Genomic DNA, 15104 nt, shown 5'->3' on the forward strand with positions numbered 1-15104 from the left:
CAGGCGGATGTCCACCAGCAACAGCTACAGGAACAATCACAGTAACACCATTGAATACTATTGCAGCAGGAACAAGCCAAACAGTTTGTGTTAACAGTGCAATTACGAATATCACTTTAGCAACAACCGGAGCTACAGGCGCTACCTTTACTGGCTTACCAGCAGGAGTTACAGGTTCATGGGCAGCTAACGTTGTAACTATTAGTGGAACTCCAACAGCGAGTGGTACTTTCAATTATACTGTTACCACAACAGGTGGATGTCCACCAGCAACAGCTACAGGAACAATCACAGTAACACCATTGAACACTATTGCAGCAGGAACAAGCCAAACAGTTTGTGTTAACAGTGCAATTACAAATATCACCCTAGCAACAACCGGAGCAACTGGCGCTACCTTTACTGGCTTACCAGCAGGAGTTACAGGTTCATGGGCAGCTAACGTTGTTACTATCAGTGGAACTCCAACAGCGAGTGGTACTTTCAACTATACAGTTACCACAACAGGCGGATGTCCACCAGCAACAGCTACAGGAACAATCACAGTAAGTATGCCAAATACAGCAGCAATTAGTTACCCACAACCTCAATATTGTGTTAATTCTTCTAATGTGTCTGTAACGTTAACAGGTTCAGGAAATTATTTAGGTAGTACGTTTAGTGCTACTCCAGCAGGATTAGCTATCAATAGTGCTACAGGGGAAATTAATCCAAGTGCTAGTAGTCCAGGAAACTATACTGTTAATTATTTAGTTCCAGCATCTGGTCCATGTGCTTCTTATTTTGTTTCAACTACGATTGCTATAACGCCTTTACCAACTGTTATTGCTACAAATTTAAATTCAACATTCTGTTCAGGCGGCTCGACCAATATTCAATTAACTAGTAATGTTCCAGGAGCTATTTTCTCATGGACAGTAACAGGAGGGAACGTATTAGGAGCTTCAGGAGGTACAGGAAATTCTATTAATCAAGCATTAACTGTTAGTACAGGAACAACGTCAACAGTAGAAGTGGTTTATACTATTATTGCTGAGGCTAATGGTTGTTCGGGACCACCACAAGTTGTTAGAGTTCAAGTTAATCCAATTCCAGATGTAATTATTGCTAGTAACACTGCACCGATTTGTTCAGGCGAGACTACTAATATTTCTTTTACAGGAGCTATTCCGGGGACTGTATTTAGTTGGGTAATAACTAATATTACTGGATTAGCAGGAGCTTCTAATGGAACAGGAACAAGTATTCAACAGACTTTAACAACAACCGGATTATCACAAGGAAGTGTTACGTATGAAGTTACTCCAATGTTTAATGGTTGTTTAGGTACCCCACAATCGGTAACAGTTTTAGTTAATCCGCGTCCAGAGTTGTTTGCTAATCCAACGCATCCACCTTTATGTAGTGGTGTTCTTCCAACTAATATATTTGTATCATCTTTTAATGCTGGAACTATTTTCAATTGGACAGTCAATGCCGTTGGAGTTAATGGTGCAACTGCAGGAAGTGCACCTGGACCAACTTATACTATTATCCAAAATTTAACTACCTCAGTAGATAATGTAGCGGGTTATGTTGATTATACAATTACTCCAACAGCATCAGGATGTTCAGGGACACCAATAGTAGTAAGGGTATATGTTAATCCGTTACCAAAACCAGTTTTAACTGATGGAGCGATTTGTGTGGATGAATTTGGAGTTCCATTCCAATCTTACACATTAGATTCTGGTTTAGATAATGCTACTTATGATTTTGTATGGTATTTCAATGGAGTAGCGATTCCAAATTCAAACAATGCTACTTATGCTGCAAATGCAGTAGGTACGTATGGTGTAATTGCTACAAACAGTATTACAAATTGTGTTTCTTCAGATATTACAACTATGGTTACTGCAAATGTCACTTCAGTAACACCAGCTGCAAGTATGACTATTACTCAAAGTGCTTATTTTAGTGGAAATGCTACTTTAACAGTGAATGTGACAGGAGGAAGTGGAACTTTAATGTATTCATTAGACGAAGGAACATTGCAGTCTTCCAATGTGTTTACTAATGTAACTTCTGGACCTCATACCATAACTGTTATTGACACACAAGGATGTACTTATTTAGTTCAAACAGTATTAGTGATTAACTATCCACAATACTTCACTCCAAATGGAGATGGATATAACGATACTTGGTATATAGCAGGCTTACAAGATACAGATTACATCTACATCTTCGATAGATATGGTAAACTAATCAAACAGTTACGAGGTGAAGAGTTTTGGGATGGTACTTACAATCTAGAAAATCTTCCTTCAACTGACTACTGGTTCACCGTTGATTATTTGGAGAATGGAGTTAAAAAACAATTTAAATCACACTTCTCATTAATACGATAATTAAAAATTTAAAACATAAAACATAAAAAAGTGGTACTTAGTGCCGCTTTTTTATGTAAAATCTAAGACTTAAGGATATAAAAAAAGAGTCCGCGTATTTGGACTCTTTTTTATTATAATTTTATATTGAATTATAGTTTGTTGTAAACAGCTATTGCTTCTTTTAAAATTTGAACTGATTTAACCAAATCGTCTTTTTTTAATACATATGCAATTCGTACTTCATCTAATCCTACATTAGGTGTTGAATAAAATCCTGCGGCTGGAGCGACCATTACGGTTTCACCATTTAAGTCATAAGATTCTAATAACCATTGTGCAAATTTATCAGCATTATCGATTGGTAATTTGGCGATACAATAGAAAGCTCCCTTTGGAGTAGCAACTTTAACACCTTCAATTTTATTTAATTCTGTTATTAAAGTATCTCTACGATCTTTATATTCTGAAATCACAGCATCAAAATAACTTTGTGGAGTTTCTAAAGCAGCTTCACTAGCAATCTGAGCATAAGTAGGAGGGCTTAAACGAGCTTGAGCAAATTTCATTGCTGTTGCCATTACTTCTTTGTTTTTTGAAACTATACAACCAATTCGAGCTCCACACATACTATAACGTTTAGAAACAGAATCAATCATAATAGCGTTCTCTTCTAGACCAGGAACATTCATCACTGAAAAATGTTTGTCACCATCATAAATAAACTCACGGTAAACTTCGTCAGCTATTAAGAATAAATCGTGTTTCTTAACTATTTCTGCTAATTTTAAAATTTCTTCTTGAGAATATAAGTAACCTGTTGGATTACCTGGATTACAAATTAAGATTGCTTTTGTTTTAGGCGTAATTAACTTTTCAAAAGCCTCGATTGGAGGTAAAGCAAATCCAGTTTCAATTCCCGAAATCACAGGAACTACATGCACCCCAGAAGCTGTTGAAAATCCATTGTAATTAGCATAAAAAGGTTCAGGAATGATAATTTCATCACCTGCATCCATTGTACTTCCCATAGCAAAAAGTAATGCTTCAGAACCTCCAGTGGTAATAATAATATCTTGAGTATCTATTGGCAATCCATGATTTTTATAGTATTGAGAAAGTTTAGTTCTGTAGCTTTCAAAGCCTGCAGAATGACTGTATTCAAGTACTGAAATATCAGCTTTTTTTACAGCTTCTAAAGCAACTTCTGGTGTTTTAATATCAGGTTGTCCAATATTTAAGTGATATACTTTATGACCTTTTTTCTTAGCAATTTCAGCATATGGTACCAATTTTCTAATTGGTGATTCTGGCATTTGTTGGCCTTTAATGGAAACTTTTGGCATAACTTGTTTTTTAAAGTTGCACAAAATTGCGATTTTTTTTTGTGATATAACTAAAAACGGTTACTAAAAAATGTTAAAAACTTAAAAGTGTTACCTTAATTTCTTACATTTAGATAATAAATTTTTAGATGAGAAAAATTATTCAAATAGTATTTTTATTCATGGTTACTGTAACACTTCAGTCACAGTCAAATTTTAACTGGAATTCAAAAAAGGATAAAATTAAAATTCCTTTTGAGTTAACACATAATCTCATTATTGTTGATGTTGATTTTAATGGGATTCCACTGAAAATGATTGCAGATACGGGTGCTGAAAACAGTATTTTGTTTAGCTTTCCAGAGAACGATTCATTGGTTTTACATGAAACAGATAAAATTAAAATTAAAGGAGTAGGAAGCGGAGAAATGATAGATGCTTATTTGTCTAAAAAGAATAAGTTAAAAATTAAAGAGTATGAAGATGTTAATTTTGAATTACTCTTACTCCCTTATCAAGATATAAGTATTATTAATAAGATAGGAATCCCCATAAATGGAATTTTAGGGAGTAGTTTTTTTGAATCGGGTTTATTAGAAATAGATTACAGTAGAAATCTATTAATATTTCACAAGAATAAACTTAAATCAAATGATTCTCGAATAAGAAAATACAAATCTAATTCAATTGATTTTAATGAGAGAAAGCCTTATATCAAAATCCCAATAGAAATAAACAATAAACAAAATGAATATAAATTGTTGTTTGATAGCGGATTAGGGGATGGGTTATGGCTCTTTGAAAACGATACAATTAAATGTGAAACACAATTTTTTAATGATATTTTAGGTGTTGGATTATCTGGAGAAATCAAAGGTAAGAGATCTAGAATCGAAAAAATTAATTTACCAGGAATATCCCTTAGTAAAGTCTTGGTTTCCTATCCCGATAGTGTTTCTTTCAATCAAATTACGATACGAGCAGACAGAAACGGATCTTTGGGTGGCGATGTTTTAAAACGCTTCAATTGGTTTTTAGATTACGAAAATAAAGTGTTCTATTGTAAAAAGAATAATTTATACTCACTTCCATTTGAATATAATATGTCTGGTATAGAAGTACAACACGCAGGTTCTCAATTAGTAAAAGAATTGGTAAGATTAGAAACTAAAAATAATCAAGTAAATTTAAATGAATTTGTATTTGATAACAATGATTTGCGTTTTGCTCAGAAATTTGAATTAAAACCAGTATTTACCATTTATGCTATTCGTAAAGATTCCCCAGGAGATAAAGCAGGATTGCTTGTTGGTGATAAAATTATTAAAATCAATAATAAAATGGATTATCAATTAAGCATTCAAAGTATAACCGATTTGTTTCAATCAGAAGATGGTAAATGGATAACAATGGTAGTGGATAGAGCGGGAATTCGATTCACAGTAAAATTTCAACTCGAAAAAATCCTATAAAAAAAGTCCCAACTCAGTTGGGACTTTCTATTTATGAATTTGGAAACGTTTTCTTTTTTACTAACGGACTAATTTCTTCCTTAACAATTACTGTTCCTTTAATTCGTAACGGAACCATACCATTTGGTTTGTTTACCGCATTACTTTCAATAGTAATTGTTTTACTAATAGGACCCGGATTCATATTGTATTGTACTTTAATTTGTCCTTTTCCGCCTGGAGCAATTGGTTCTTTTGGCCATTCTGGCACCGTACAACCACAGCTCGATTTTGCATTGGTAATAATCAGTGGAGCATCACCAGTATTTGTGAATTCAAAAATTCTAATTCCATCATCTTTTCCTTTTTCTACCTCACCATAGTTGATGGTTTCTTCTTTGAACTCAATCTTTGGACCCGTTTGAGCAAAAGAAGTCATCCCAACTAATACAGTTAAATAAACAAGTAATTTTTTCATCATCTTATAAATTAATAGGTTGTTGTAAAAATAATTAAATATAAGCAACCAACAAACTACTCCTAACATTTTTTTTATTTTCGTTATATAGTTACTTTTGCAGTAAGTATTACAAAAAACATACCAAAGTGAGTTTTGGAATGTTAAAACGAACGATTCAACCGTTCAACGATTCAACAATTAAACAAGAAAAAATATAATGATTCCTGCACAATTCAACGCTAAAGAAGTAGAACAAAAGTGGTACGACTACTGGATGAAAAACGATTATTTTACATCCAAACCCGACCACAGAACGCCGTACACCATTGTAATTCCGCCACCAAACGTAACGGGAGTCTTGCATATGGGACACATGTTGAATAACACCATTCAAGATGTATTAATTCGTCGTGCGCGTTTAAAAGGGTTCAACGCTTGTTGGGTGCCAGGAACCGATCATGCCTCAATTGCAACCGAAGCTAAAGTAGTAGCCAAGTTAAAAGAAGAAGGTATCAATAAAAACGATTTAACTCGTGAAGAATTCCTAAAACACGCTTGGGATTGGACCGAAAAATACGGTGGAACCATCTTAGAGCAATTAAAACAATTAGGTTGTTCTTGCGATTGGAGTCGTACTAAGTTTACGATGGATGACGATATGTCAGCATCGGTAATTCACTCGTTTGTAGATTTATACAACAAAGGTTTGATTTACCGTGGTTACCGAATGGTAAACTGGGATCCAGAAGCTAAAACAACGTTATCTGACGAAGAAGTAATCTTTGAAGAACGTCAAGGAAAATTATATTTCATCAAATATAAAATTGAAGGTTCGGAAGATTTCTTAACCGTTGCAACTACACGTCCAGAAACTATTTTTGGAGATACTGCAATTTGTATCAATCCGAATGACGAACGTTTTTCGCATTTAAAAGGGAAGAAAGCAATCGTTCCAATTTGCGGTAGAGTAGTACCTATCATCGAAGACGAATATGTAGATGTAGAATTCGGTACAGGTTGTTTAAAAGTAACACCTGCTCACGATACCAATGATAAAGTTTTAGGTGATAAACACAATCTAGAAATCATCGATATTTTCAACGAAGATGCGTCTTTGAATTCATACGGATTGCATTATCAAGGAAAAGACCGTTTTGTAGTTCGTGAAGAAATTGCTAAAGAATTAGAATCGATTGGAGCCTTAGCAAAAACCGAAACACATTTGAATAAAGTAGGAACTTCTGAAAGAACCAAAGCGGTAATCGAACCAAGATTATCAGACCAATGGTTCTTAAAAATGGAAGATTTAGTAAAACCTGCTATCAAAGCCGTTTTAGAATCAGACGAAATTAAATTATATCCAAGTCGTTTTAACAATACCTATGCACATTGGTTAAACAATATTCGCGATTGGAATATTTCGCGTCAATTGTGGTGGGGACAACAAATCCCGGCTTACTATTTTGGTGACGGAAAAGAAGATTTCGTAGTAGCAGAAAACATCGAAAAAGCCCTTGAGCTTGCGAAAGCAAAAACTGCAAACTCAACACTGACCACTGCTGACTTACGTCAGGACGCTGACGCATTAGACACTTGGTTCTCATCATGGTTATGGCCGATGGCGGTTTTTGGTGGTGTTTTGAATCCAGAAAGTGAAGATTTTAAATATTATTATCCAACAAATGATTTAGTTACGGGACCCGATATTTTATTCTTCTGGGTAGCGCGTATGATTATTGCAGGTTACGAGTATGCAGACGAAAAACCATTTTCAAATGTATATTTAACCGGATTAGTTCGTGATAAGCAAGGTCGTAAAATGTCGAAATCTTTAGGAAATTCTCCTGAACCGCTTGGACTAATTGAAAAATTTGGAGCTGACGGTGTTCGTGTAGGATTGTTATTGAGTGCTTCGGCAGGAAATGATATTTTGTTCGACGAAGAATTATGTAATCAAGGAAAAGGTTTCTCTAATAAAATTTGGAATGCTTTCAAACTAATCAAAGGTTGGGAAGTAGCCGATATTGCACAACCAGAAGCTTCTAAAGTAGCCATCGAATGGTACGAAGCGAAGTTGCAACAAACCTTAGCCGAAATCGAAGATAATTTTGATAAATACAGATTATCAGACGCTTTAATGGCGATTTATAAATTGGTTTGGGACGATTTTTGTTCGTGGTTCTTAGAAATGATCAAACCAGGTTACCAACAACCTATCGACCGTGCTACGTTTGAAAAAGCGATTGAAATGTTAGAAAACAACTTGAAATTGTTACATCCTTTCATGCCGTTTTTAACAGAGGAAATTTGGCAACACATTACCGAAAGAACGCCAGAACAAGCGTTAATCGTTTCAGAATGGCCAAAAGCGAAAGCGTTTGATGCAAAATTAATTGCTGATTTTGATTTCGCAACCGAAGTAATTTCTGGAATTAGAACGATTCGTAAAGACAAAAACATTCCGTTTAAAGATGCGATGGACTTAAAAGTAGTGAACAACGAAAAAGCATCAACATATTTTGATTCAGTGATTCAGAAGTTAGGAAATGTAACGACTTTAGAATACGTTTCAGATAAAGTAGATGGTGCGTTATCATACCGTGTGAAATCGAATGAATATTTTATTCCAATTACAGGAAACATCGATGTAGAAGCGGAGATTGCAAAATTAACCGAAGAGTTAAACTACATCAAAGGGTTTTTACGCTCGGTGCAAGGGAAATTGTCTAACGAGAAATTCGTAGCCGGTGCACCCGAACAAGTAATTGCCAACGAACGCAAAAAAGAAGCCGACGCTTTAGCCAAAATTGCGACTTTAGAACAAAGTTTAGCGAGTTTGAAATAAATTTTATCCAAACCTGACAGGTTTTAAAATAATGAATCCCGAGTTTAGGCTCGGGATTTTTTTGGAAACATTTTAAAAAAATAAAATTAATTTAGGATTGGCTTATTAAAGTTTAATTTCTAAATGATTTGAGTTTAAATGATATTTTAAAAGTAAACCTTTCTAAAATAGCTTCTAAAGTGGCTAAGTTTTATGTTTTTTTGAAATTATTTTGATAAATTCAGAATTGTGAAACAGTTAGCACTATTATAATTGTAAATATTTTTTTACTTTAGCGTAACAAAAAATTATACTTATGAAGGATTGGGGCGAAGTTTCAGATATTTATGGTGATATACACAAAAAAGGGCTTAATAGAGATTTAGAAAATGAATCAGAAGCCCAGACTAGATTTGATTTAATTGATCGTATTATTCGTGAGATCCTTCAATGGGAACATGGACAAATAAGTGTTGAACCACATACAACAGGTGAAAAGTCAGGATATATTGATTATTTGCTAACCGCAGGAGATTATAAAATAATTATTGAAGCAAAAAAAATTGGTGCGGCATTCCCTACTCCTACAAAAAGAAAAAAACTTAAAGTTGATGGAACAATACTTGGAACAGGAGAAATAAAGGAAGCCTTATCTCAAGCTGAATCATATGCGAAAAATAAAAATGCTGATGTAGTAGTGGTTACTAATGGTTCTTGTTGGTGTTTCTATACAATGAAATATAAAGATAGAAATGAACTGCATGCAACAATTTTATTCCCTTTTGAAGATTTACAAGATGCGGAAGAATTGTTTAATGTATTTGAAGTGCATAATGTAGAACAAGGAAGTTTATTAAATATTACCTCGGAATTGGAAGTGGTTTTAAATAATAAAATTATTAACACTTTAGATAATTCAGATTATAGACTTGGAAGAAATAGCATTGCTGACCATATAATGAAAGGTATAGATAACGCAATTTTATCTGAAGCATTATTGAGTGATGAAGAAGTTTTGAAGGAGTGCTATGTTGAAAGTGATAGTAGAACAAAATTTGATTCTACTTTAAAAATTCATTTGACACAGTATAAACCAAGTTTAATAGAGCCGGCCAAAAAGATTAAGAGAGATCAAAAAAAAGATGGTATTTCGGATTTAATAAAATTGTCAAAGCCTAACGTTTCATCACCGGTTACGTTAATTATTGGTTCGGTCGGTTCGGGTAAATCAACTTATTTAAAACATTTTGAATTAATAAAATCTAAGGAAATTTTAGGTAGCCAAAAAGCGCATTGGATATATATAGATTACGAAAAAATGGGGCTCAGTGGTAACCCTAGAAATTTTCTATACAAATCTTTAAATGAATATTTATTACAAGAAAACAAAGATAATCCGACAGATTATACTTCTGTAATCCTACCAGCTTATAAGAAAGAAATAGAAGCTCTTAGGCGTGGACCATATTCTCTGTTGAGTGAGGAAAAATTTAATGACAAAATTGCTGAGATTATTGATAAAGATTTTCAAAATGTAGAACCTTATGTTGAAAAGGTATTTAAATATATAGCTTCAGAGCAATTATGTGTAATTGTAATAGACAATGTTGATTTGTATGAAGATGATACTTTAGAGACAAATGTATTTTCAGAAGCTATATCAATATCCAAAACACTTAAATGTGTTGTATTTCTCTCACTTCGGGACTCTACATTTATTAAACATAAAGATAGTTCAATTTTCAACGCATATGAATTAAAAAAATTTTGGATTAATCCTCCTGCTTTCAGAGATGTTTTGTCTAAAAGATTAACTTATGCAAGCAGAACATTAAAAGATGAGAGTGCAATTATTGAACTACATTCAGGAAGCAAATTAAATGTGTCGGATTTGGGATTATTTTTTAAAATTGTCCAAAAAAGTGTTTTAAATGAAGCTAATTCTAAATTGTTTGAATATTTGAGTGATAGAAACCCTAGAAAAGGAATCAATTTAATCCAGAACTTTTTAACATCAGGTCATATTCAAGCTGATAAAGCAATTAGTGACTATATTGAAGGTGAATCAAAATTCGCATTTCCTTTTCATGAAGTTTTTAAAGGAAGTATTTTAGGGTCTTGGAAGTATTATAGAGAGGAGAGATCAGAATCTTTATTAAATGTATTTGATTCAAAATTAGGAACAAAGAAACAACAACTTATTCTTTTATATCTTTTAAAATATCTTCAAATTAATGCAAGAATTGACAAGTCTGAAGTTGAGTATTCAGAAATTGTAAAATTTATATCGAATTTTGGAGCAAGTGAAGATATTGCAATTTCACTATTAGTTAAGCTTCAAATTTTTAATGTTGTTCATACAAATGAGAAACATTTAAGTAATCCAAAATATTTTATTACACTTTGTGGAGGCTATTATATTTCCAACCTTTGTAAAATGTTTGTGTATGTTGAAACTGTCATGTATGATACAAATATTTTAGATGGCGAGTTATTTAATAAGTTGTGTGAAATCACCTATCTAATTGAAGATACTCGTGATTGGTCAGAAAGAATGGTATTGCGAAAAGAGCGAATTAATTTGTTTTTTGAATATTTAAAAATTCTTGAAAGTCAATTATCTAAAGAAGTAGAATTAAAAGAATACTTAATTATAGATGAAATATATAAGAATGTTTCAGACGAAGTTGATGCAGCAATCAAGAGATTAGAAGCTCGAACTAGTAGAGGTAATGTTTAGTAATTAACACATAATTTGTATTTGACTGACAAATATAAGTTTTATATGTTCTCAAAAAAATAAAATTTTCTTACAAATTATAAAGCACCTTATAAGCAAAAAAAAATCCCGAGCCTAAACTCGGGATTCAATTTTTAGTGTTCTTTAATTTTATCTAAAGTCGTGTCTAAAACACGTTGCATTTTTTCTAAAGCTTCATAAAACGCTTTTTCTGGGCTATCGGCTGTTGCGGTAACGGCTATGGGTTGTTTTTTTTCTACTCGGGCTTCAATAACACATTTTTTATCGTTTGGAGTGGATTTATTTCCATTTTCGTCAGAGACGTGTACTTCTATTCGGGTTACGATTTCGTCAAATCTTGCTAATTCATTTTTAATTTCGTTACTAAAGAATTCTGAAAAACGGCTTCCGCCTTCAATGTTTTTGTCGGTGTGAATTTGAACTAACATAGTTATAAGGATTATAATTAATAATACCTAAAGTTACGAATATTCGCTCAAATTTCCAACTTCCTAAAAGTTAAAAAAGCTATAAATTAATCTTGCGTATATTCTAAAATATCGCCCGGCTGACAATCCAACACTTTGCAAATGGCTTCCAGCGTACTGAAACGTATGGCTTTTGCCTTTCCGGTTTTTAAAATAGATAAATTAGCCAACGTAATATCCACCTTTTCCGAAAGTTCGTTGAGCGACATTTTCCGTTTCGCCATCATCACATCTAAGTTTACTACTATTGCCATAATTTACACTGTTAATTCGTTTTCTTCCTGAAGTTCGATACCGCGTTTGAAAATTTGAGCAATCACCAAAAGCGTAATTCCCATGAACAACCAAACATCGCCACCCGCAATTTTTAAATGCTGAATAGACGGAATAGTAACGCCTTGTTTTACCATGTTTTCTGAAAAGTTGGTTCCCCAAATAGCAAAAATGGCGATACCTAAAGTCAAATAAGCCACGCTAAAAATAAAACGATTGACATCTTTGTTAAAGGGTTGGGCTAAATTTAATTTTTTATCGTGAATGATTTTGATAATCAAATAAAACAGTATGGCTTTTAAAACCGCCACAATACTCATTAACGAGGTTAACGTCACAAAATGACTTTGGTTAAATTGATACAAGGAAGACAAATCGATATGGTTCCAAAAATACGATGAACCAATCGGATTAATGAACAAGGTAAAAAAGGTGTTTACAAGAAATCCACCGGCATCAATACCAAGTCCAATAAAGATAATCCAAGCCAATACATACAATACATTTAGCATCTGTTGTGCACTAATTTTAATTTCCATAAGAGTAAATATTAAAAGTTAACGATGCAAATGTCAATAAAAATTTATTGAAAAACAATAAAAATTTAATTATTTTAGATAAATTTTATTTTGATACAATATACTATAGGCAAAATCACTATCAATGTGAACTATGAAAAGTGTAACGCTTAAACTTAAAATATCGAAAAGTAAATCTATGTAGCTATGTGTTTAATTCCGTAAAATCTGCGTTTGAAAATCTGTAAAATCCGCGTGCTAATTAAGTGCAACGCTTATTTAATCACCAAATCATATTTCTTCAATAATCCAGCTAAATTTTCAGTCGAAAAAATGGCGCGTTTTAATTTGTTTTTCTCTGGATCGATGATGAAATCATAACTGGTTGAAAAATCGGTTTTATTGGCGGTGGTTCCAATGAACACAGCGTGTCTTAAATTACAATTATCGAATAGCGCTTCTGATAAATCACTTTCCATAAAGTCAACGGCAATCATACTGCAATTGATGAATTGCATTTTCTTTAATTTCAAACTGTAGAATTGTGCGTAATCTAATAAACTATCTTTGAAGTGAAATTCATATAAAATTTGGTCAGTCATCGCAAAATTCACCGAAGTAAAATCACATTTGGTAAACCAAACATCTCGCAGCGATACATGATTGATTTTAGTTCCTTTGAAATTGCAATCGAAGAAATTACAATCGATAAAAGCTACGGCAACAAAGAAGCAAGAAGTGAAATCGCAATTCGTAAACGTACAATTTTCGTATTCTTTGTATTTGATATCATTTTCTGAAAAGGTGATGTCAGAAAAATTTTGGTCAACAATGTAATCTGCGTGCATGGTTTTATTTTAGAAATGTAAAACTACTTTAATTTTTTATCGAAACAAAAAGAAACTTTTTAGGAGGTTTAGTTGATGAAACATATAGTCACGTAGTTTTATAATATTGACTATGTAGACTATTTAAAGTGAAACGTCTTAAATATAGACAAAGTAATTCTTATGTGTCTATGTGTTTAAAAAAAGTTATATTCGTAAAAATTTTGGGGATGTAGCTCAGTTGGCTAGAGTGCTTGACTGGCAGTCAAGAGGTCGTGGGTTCGAGCCCCATCTTCTCCACAAGAATCCTGTTTTGGCAGAATTTTTTTGTTTTAAAATCCTTCAAAAACGCCCAATCCAAATAAAGCAAAATCGTATTTTACAGGATCGTTTGGGTCGAGTTTTCTTAAATTTTCGTCCAATTCCGCTAAAGCTTTAGCATCGTTTTGTTTACGCGTTAATAATTCTAGTTTTCGAGCCACATTTCCAGAATGCACATCTAACGGGCAAGATAATAGAGCAGGAGAGACGTTGTTCCAAATCCCCAAATCGACTCCTTTATTGTCTTTTCTTATCATCCACCTCAAGTACATATTGATTCTCTTTGCTGCGGAACCATTCAAAGGATCTGAAATGTGTTTCTCCGTTCGAGCTAAATGTGGAATCTCAAAAAACAATTGCTTGAATTCGGAAATGCTATGTTGCATCGTTAGATTATCTTTAGAAAAAACCGCCTCTAATCCGTTATGATTTTGGTAAATGTGTTGCAAACCTTTTACGAATCCCACAAAATCTTGTCCGTTAAAAGTTCTGTGAACGAAATTTTCTAACGCTTCCAGTTGCGATTCCGAATGATTCATGACAAAATCGTAAGGCGAATTCCCCATCAAATCCATCATCTTCTTTGCGTTGTTGATAATCATTTTGCGATTTCCCCAAGCGATAGTAGCGGATAAAAATCCAGCAATTTCAACATCTTCTTTCAAAGAATACAAATGCGGAATTTGAATTGGATCGCTTTCAATGAAATTCGGATTGTTGTACAACTCGACTTTTTCGTCTAGAAATTCTTTTAACTCGGAATGTGTCATTTTATGAGCTTACTATATTCCCATTCACCATCGTTAGTTTTCTATCGGCCATGTTAGCCAATTCTTCGTTATGCGTAACAATTACGAAGGTTTGCCCAAATTCATCACGTAATTTGAAGAACAATTCGTGTAAGTTTTCGGCGGTATGTGTATCTAAATTCCCAGATGGTTCATCGGCAAAAATAACGGCAGGTTTGTTGATTAAAGCTCGAGCAACCGCAACACGTTGTTGTTCTCCTCCAGAAAGTTCGCTTGGTTTGTGATGCGTTCTTTCGGCTAAACCTAAATAAGAAAGTAGTTTTTTTGCTTCGGTTTCTACTTCTTTTTTGTCGCGATTAGCTATAAATCCTGGAATGCAAACATTTTCTAATGCGGTAAATTCCGGTAATAATTGGTGAAACTGAAAAATGAAACCCAAATGTTGGTTACGAAATTTAGAAAGTTCTTTGTCTTTTAAATTCAAAACAGATGCTCCATTGATTTCTAAAATCGTATCATTTTGTTTTGCAGGTAAATCTAAAGTACCTAAAATTTGAAGCAAAGTCGTTTTTCCAGCTCCTGAAGCCCCAACAATAGAAACGATTTCTCCTTTTTTTATGTGTAAATCCACTCCTTTTAAAACATGAAGTGAATCGTAATATTTATGTAGATTTTTAGCTGTAATCATAACCGAACATTTCTACAAAGAAACAAAGATTTTTGGCTAATAAAAAAACTATTGCACATCTATTCCCGTAT

At 33.3% G+C, this 15104-nt stretch carries 12 protein-coding genes and 1 tRNA gene; 5 read left to right on the forward strand and 8 right to left on the reverse strand.

What is annotated here, in order from left to right; genetic code table 11:
- Positions 1–2390: T9SS type B sorting domain-containing protein (locus IM755_RS09035; protein WP_194096015.1), on the forward strand; the 2390-nt coding region annotated here is incomplete at its 5' end.
- Positions 2391–2521: 131 nt separating this feature from the next.
- On the opposite strand, the gene IM755_RS09040 is transcribed toward IM755_RS09035, so the two are convergent.
- Positions 2522–3715 carry a pyridoxal phosphate-dependent aminotransferase gene (locus IM755_RS09040; protein WP_194096017.1) on the reverse strand — a complete coding sequence of 398 codons (1194 nt, stop codon included), beginning with the start codon at positions 3713–3715 and terminating at the stop codon, positions 2522–2524.
- 128 nt (positions 3716–3843) lie between these two features.
- Here IM755_RS09040 and IM755_RS09045 point away from each other — a divergent pair, with 128 nt between their 5' ends.
- Complete coding sequence (locus IM755_RS09045; RefSeq protein WP_194096019.1) at positions 3844–5166, forward strand: aspartyl protease family protein; 1323 nt, start codon at positions 3844–3846, stop codon at positions 5164–5166.
- A gap of 31 nt (positions 5167–5197) precedes the next feature.
- Here the strand turns inward: IM755_RS09045 and IM755_RS09050 are convergent, their stop codons facing one another.
- Complete coding sequence (locus IM755_RS09050) at positions 5198–5623, reverse strand: DUF1573 domain-containing protein (RefSeq protein WP_194096021.1); 426 nt, start codon at positions 5621–5623, stop codon at positions 5198–5200.
- Between the two features lie 196 nt (positions 5624–5819).
- Here IM755_RS09050 and IM755_RS09055 point away from each other — a divergent pair, with 196 nt between their 5' ends.
- Together IM755_RS09055 and IM755_RS09060 are read left to right on the forward strand one after the other, a co-directional pair.
- The gene (locus tag IM755_RS09055; RefSeq protein ID WP_194096383.1) at positions 5820–8450 is read left to right on the forward strand and encodes a valine--tRNA ligase; all 2631 of its coding nucleotides are present in this window, start codon (positions 5820–5822) and stop codon (positions 8448–8450) included.
- A 295-nt stretch (positions 8451–8745) separates the two neighbouring features.
- On the forward strand, positions 8746–11169 hold the full coding sequence (locus tag IM755_RS09060; protein WP_194096023.1) for a hypothetical protein: 2424 nt from the start codon (positions 8746–8748) through the stop codon (positions 11167–11169).
- Between the two features lie 134 nt (positions 11170–11303).
- On the opposite strand, the gene IM755_RS09065 is transcribed toward IM755_RS09060, so the two are convergent.
- The 4 genes from IM755_RS09065 to IM755_RS09080 all read right to left on the reverse strand — a co-directional run bounded on the left by IM755_RS09065 (position 11304) and on the right by IM755_RS09080 (position 13296).
- Positions 11304–11618: an HPF/RaiA family ribosome-associated protein gene (locus tag IM755_RS09065; protein ID WP_194096025.1), complete on the reverse strand. Its 315-nt coding sequence runs from the start codon at positions 11616–11618 to the stop codon at positions 11304–11306.
- A gap of 86 nt (positions 11619–11704) precedes the next feature.
- Positions 11705–11911, reverse strand: coding sequence for a helix-turn-helix domain-containing protein (locus IM755_RS09070; RefSeq protein ID WP_111565455.1), 207 nt, complete (start codon positions 11909–11911; stop codon positions 11705–11707).
- Between the two features lie 3 nt (positions 11912–11914).
- Complete coding sequence (locus IM755_RS09075; protein WP_194096027.1) at positions 11915–12469, reverse strand: DUF2975 domain-containing protein; 555 nt, start codon at positions 12467–12469, stop codon at positions 11915–11917.
- Positions 12470–12723: 254 nt separating this feature from the next.
- The gene (locus tag IM755_RS09080) at positions 12724–13296 is read right to left on the reverse strand and encodes a pentapeptide repeat-containing protein (protein ID WP_194096030.1); all 573 of its coding nucleotides are present in this window, start codon (positions 13294–13296) and stop codon (positions 12724–12726) included.
- Positions 13297–13501: 205 nt separating this feature from the next.
- Here IM755_RS09080 and IM755_RS09085 point away from each other — a divergent pair.
- Positions 13502–13575: transfer RNA gene (locus tag IM755_RS09085), tRNA-Ala, on the forward strand.
- 32 nt (positions 13576–13607) lie between these two features.
- On the opposite strand, the gene IM755_RS09090 is transcribed toward IM755_RS09085, so the two are convergent.
- Complete coding sequence (locus tag IM755_RS09090; RefSeq protein ID WP_194096032.1) at positions 13608–14366, reverse strand: TIGR02757 family protein; 759 nt, start codon at positions 14364–14366, stop codon at positions 13608–13610.
- A gap of 1 nt (position 14367) precedes the next feature.
- On the reverse strand, positions 14368–15033 hold the full coding sequence (locus tag IM755_RS09095) for an ABC transporter ATP-binding protein (RefSeq protein WP_194096034.1): 666 nt from the start codon (positions 15031–15033) through the stop codon (positions 14368–14370).
- Positions 15034–15104 lie beyond the last annotated feature (71 nt).

It is taken from the genome of Flavobacterium proteolyticum (assembly GCF_015223105.1).
GTDB classification, from domain to species: Bacteria; Bacteroidota; Bacteroidia; order Flavobacteriales; family Flavobacteriaceae; genus Flavobacterium; species Flavobacterium proteolyticum.

Coding starts and splice junctions, on each gene's coding strand:
- IM755_RS09065 (WP_194096025.1), bottom strand. CDS start 11,618: ATGTTAGTTCAAATTCACACCGACAAAAACATTGAAGGCGGAAGCCGT.
- IM755_RS09070 (WP_111565455.1), bottom strand. CDS start 11,911: ATGGCAATAGTAGTAAACTTAGATGTGATGATGGCGAAACGGAAAATG.
- IM755_RS09060 (WP_194096023.1), top strand. CDS start 8,746: ATGAAGGATTGGGGCGAAGTTTCAGATATTTATGGTGATATACACAAA.
- IM755_RS09080 (WP_194096030.1), bottom strand. CDS start 13,296: ATGCACGCAGATTACATTGTTGACCAAAATTTTTCTGACATCACCTTT.
- IM755_RS09075 (WP_194096027.1), bottom strand. CDS start 12,469: ATGGAAATTAAAATTAGTGCACAACAGATGCTAAATGTATTGTATGTA.
- IM755_RS09040 (WP_194096017.1), bottom strand. CDS start 3,715: ATGCCAAAAGTTTCCATTAAAGGCCAACAAATGCCAGAATCACCAATT.
- IM755_RS09050 (WP_194096021.1), bottom strand. CDS start 5,623: ATGAAAAAATTACTTGTTTATTTAACTGTATTAGTTGGGATGACTTCT.
- IM755_RS09090 (WP_194096032.1), bottom strand. CDS start 14,366: ATGACACATTCCGAGTTAAAAGAATTTCTAGACGAAAAAGTCGAGTTG.
- IM755_RS09095 (WP_194096034.1), bottom strand. CDS start 15,033: ATGATTACAGCTAAAAATCTACATAAATATTACGATTCACTTCATGTT.
- IM755_RS09045 (WP_194096019.1), top strand. CDS start 3,844: ATGAGAAAAATTATTCAAATAGTATTTTTATTCATGGTTACTGTAACA.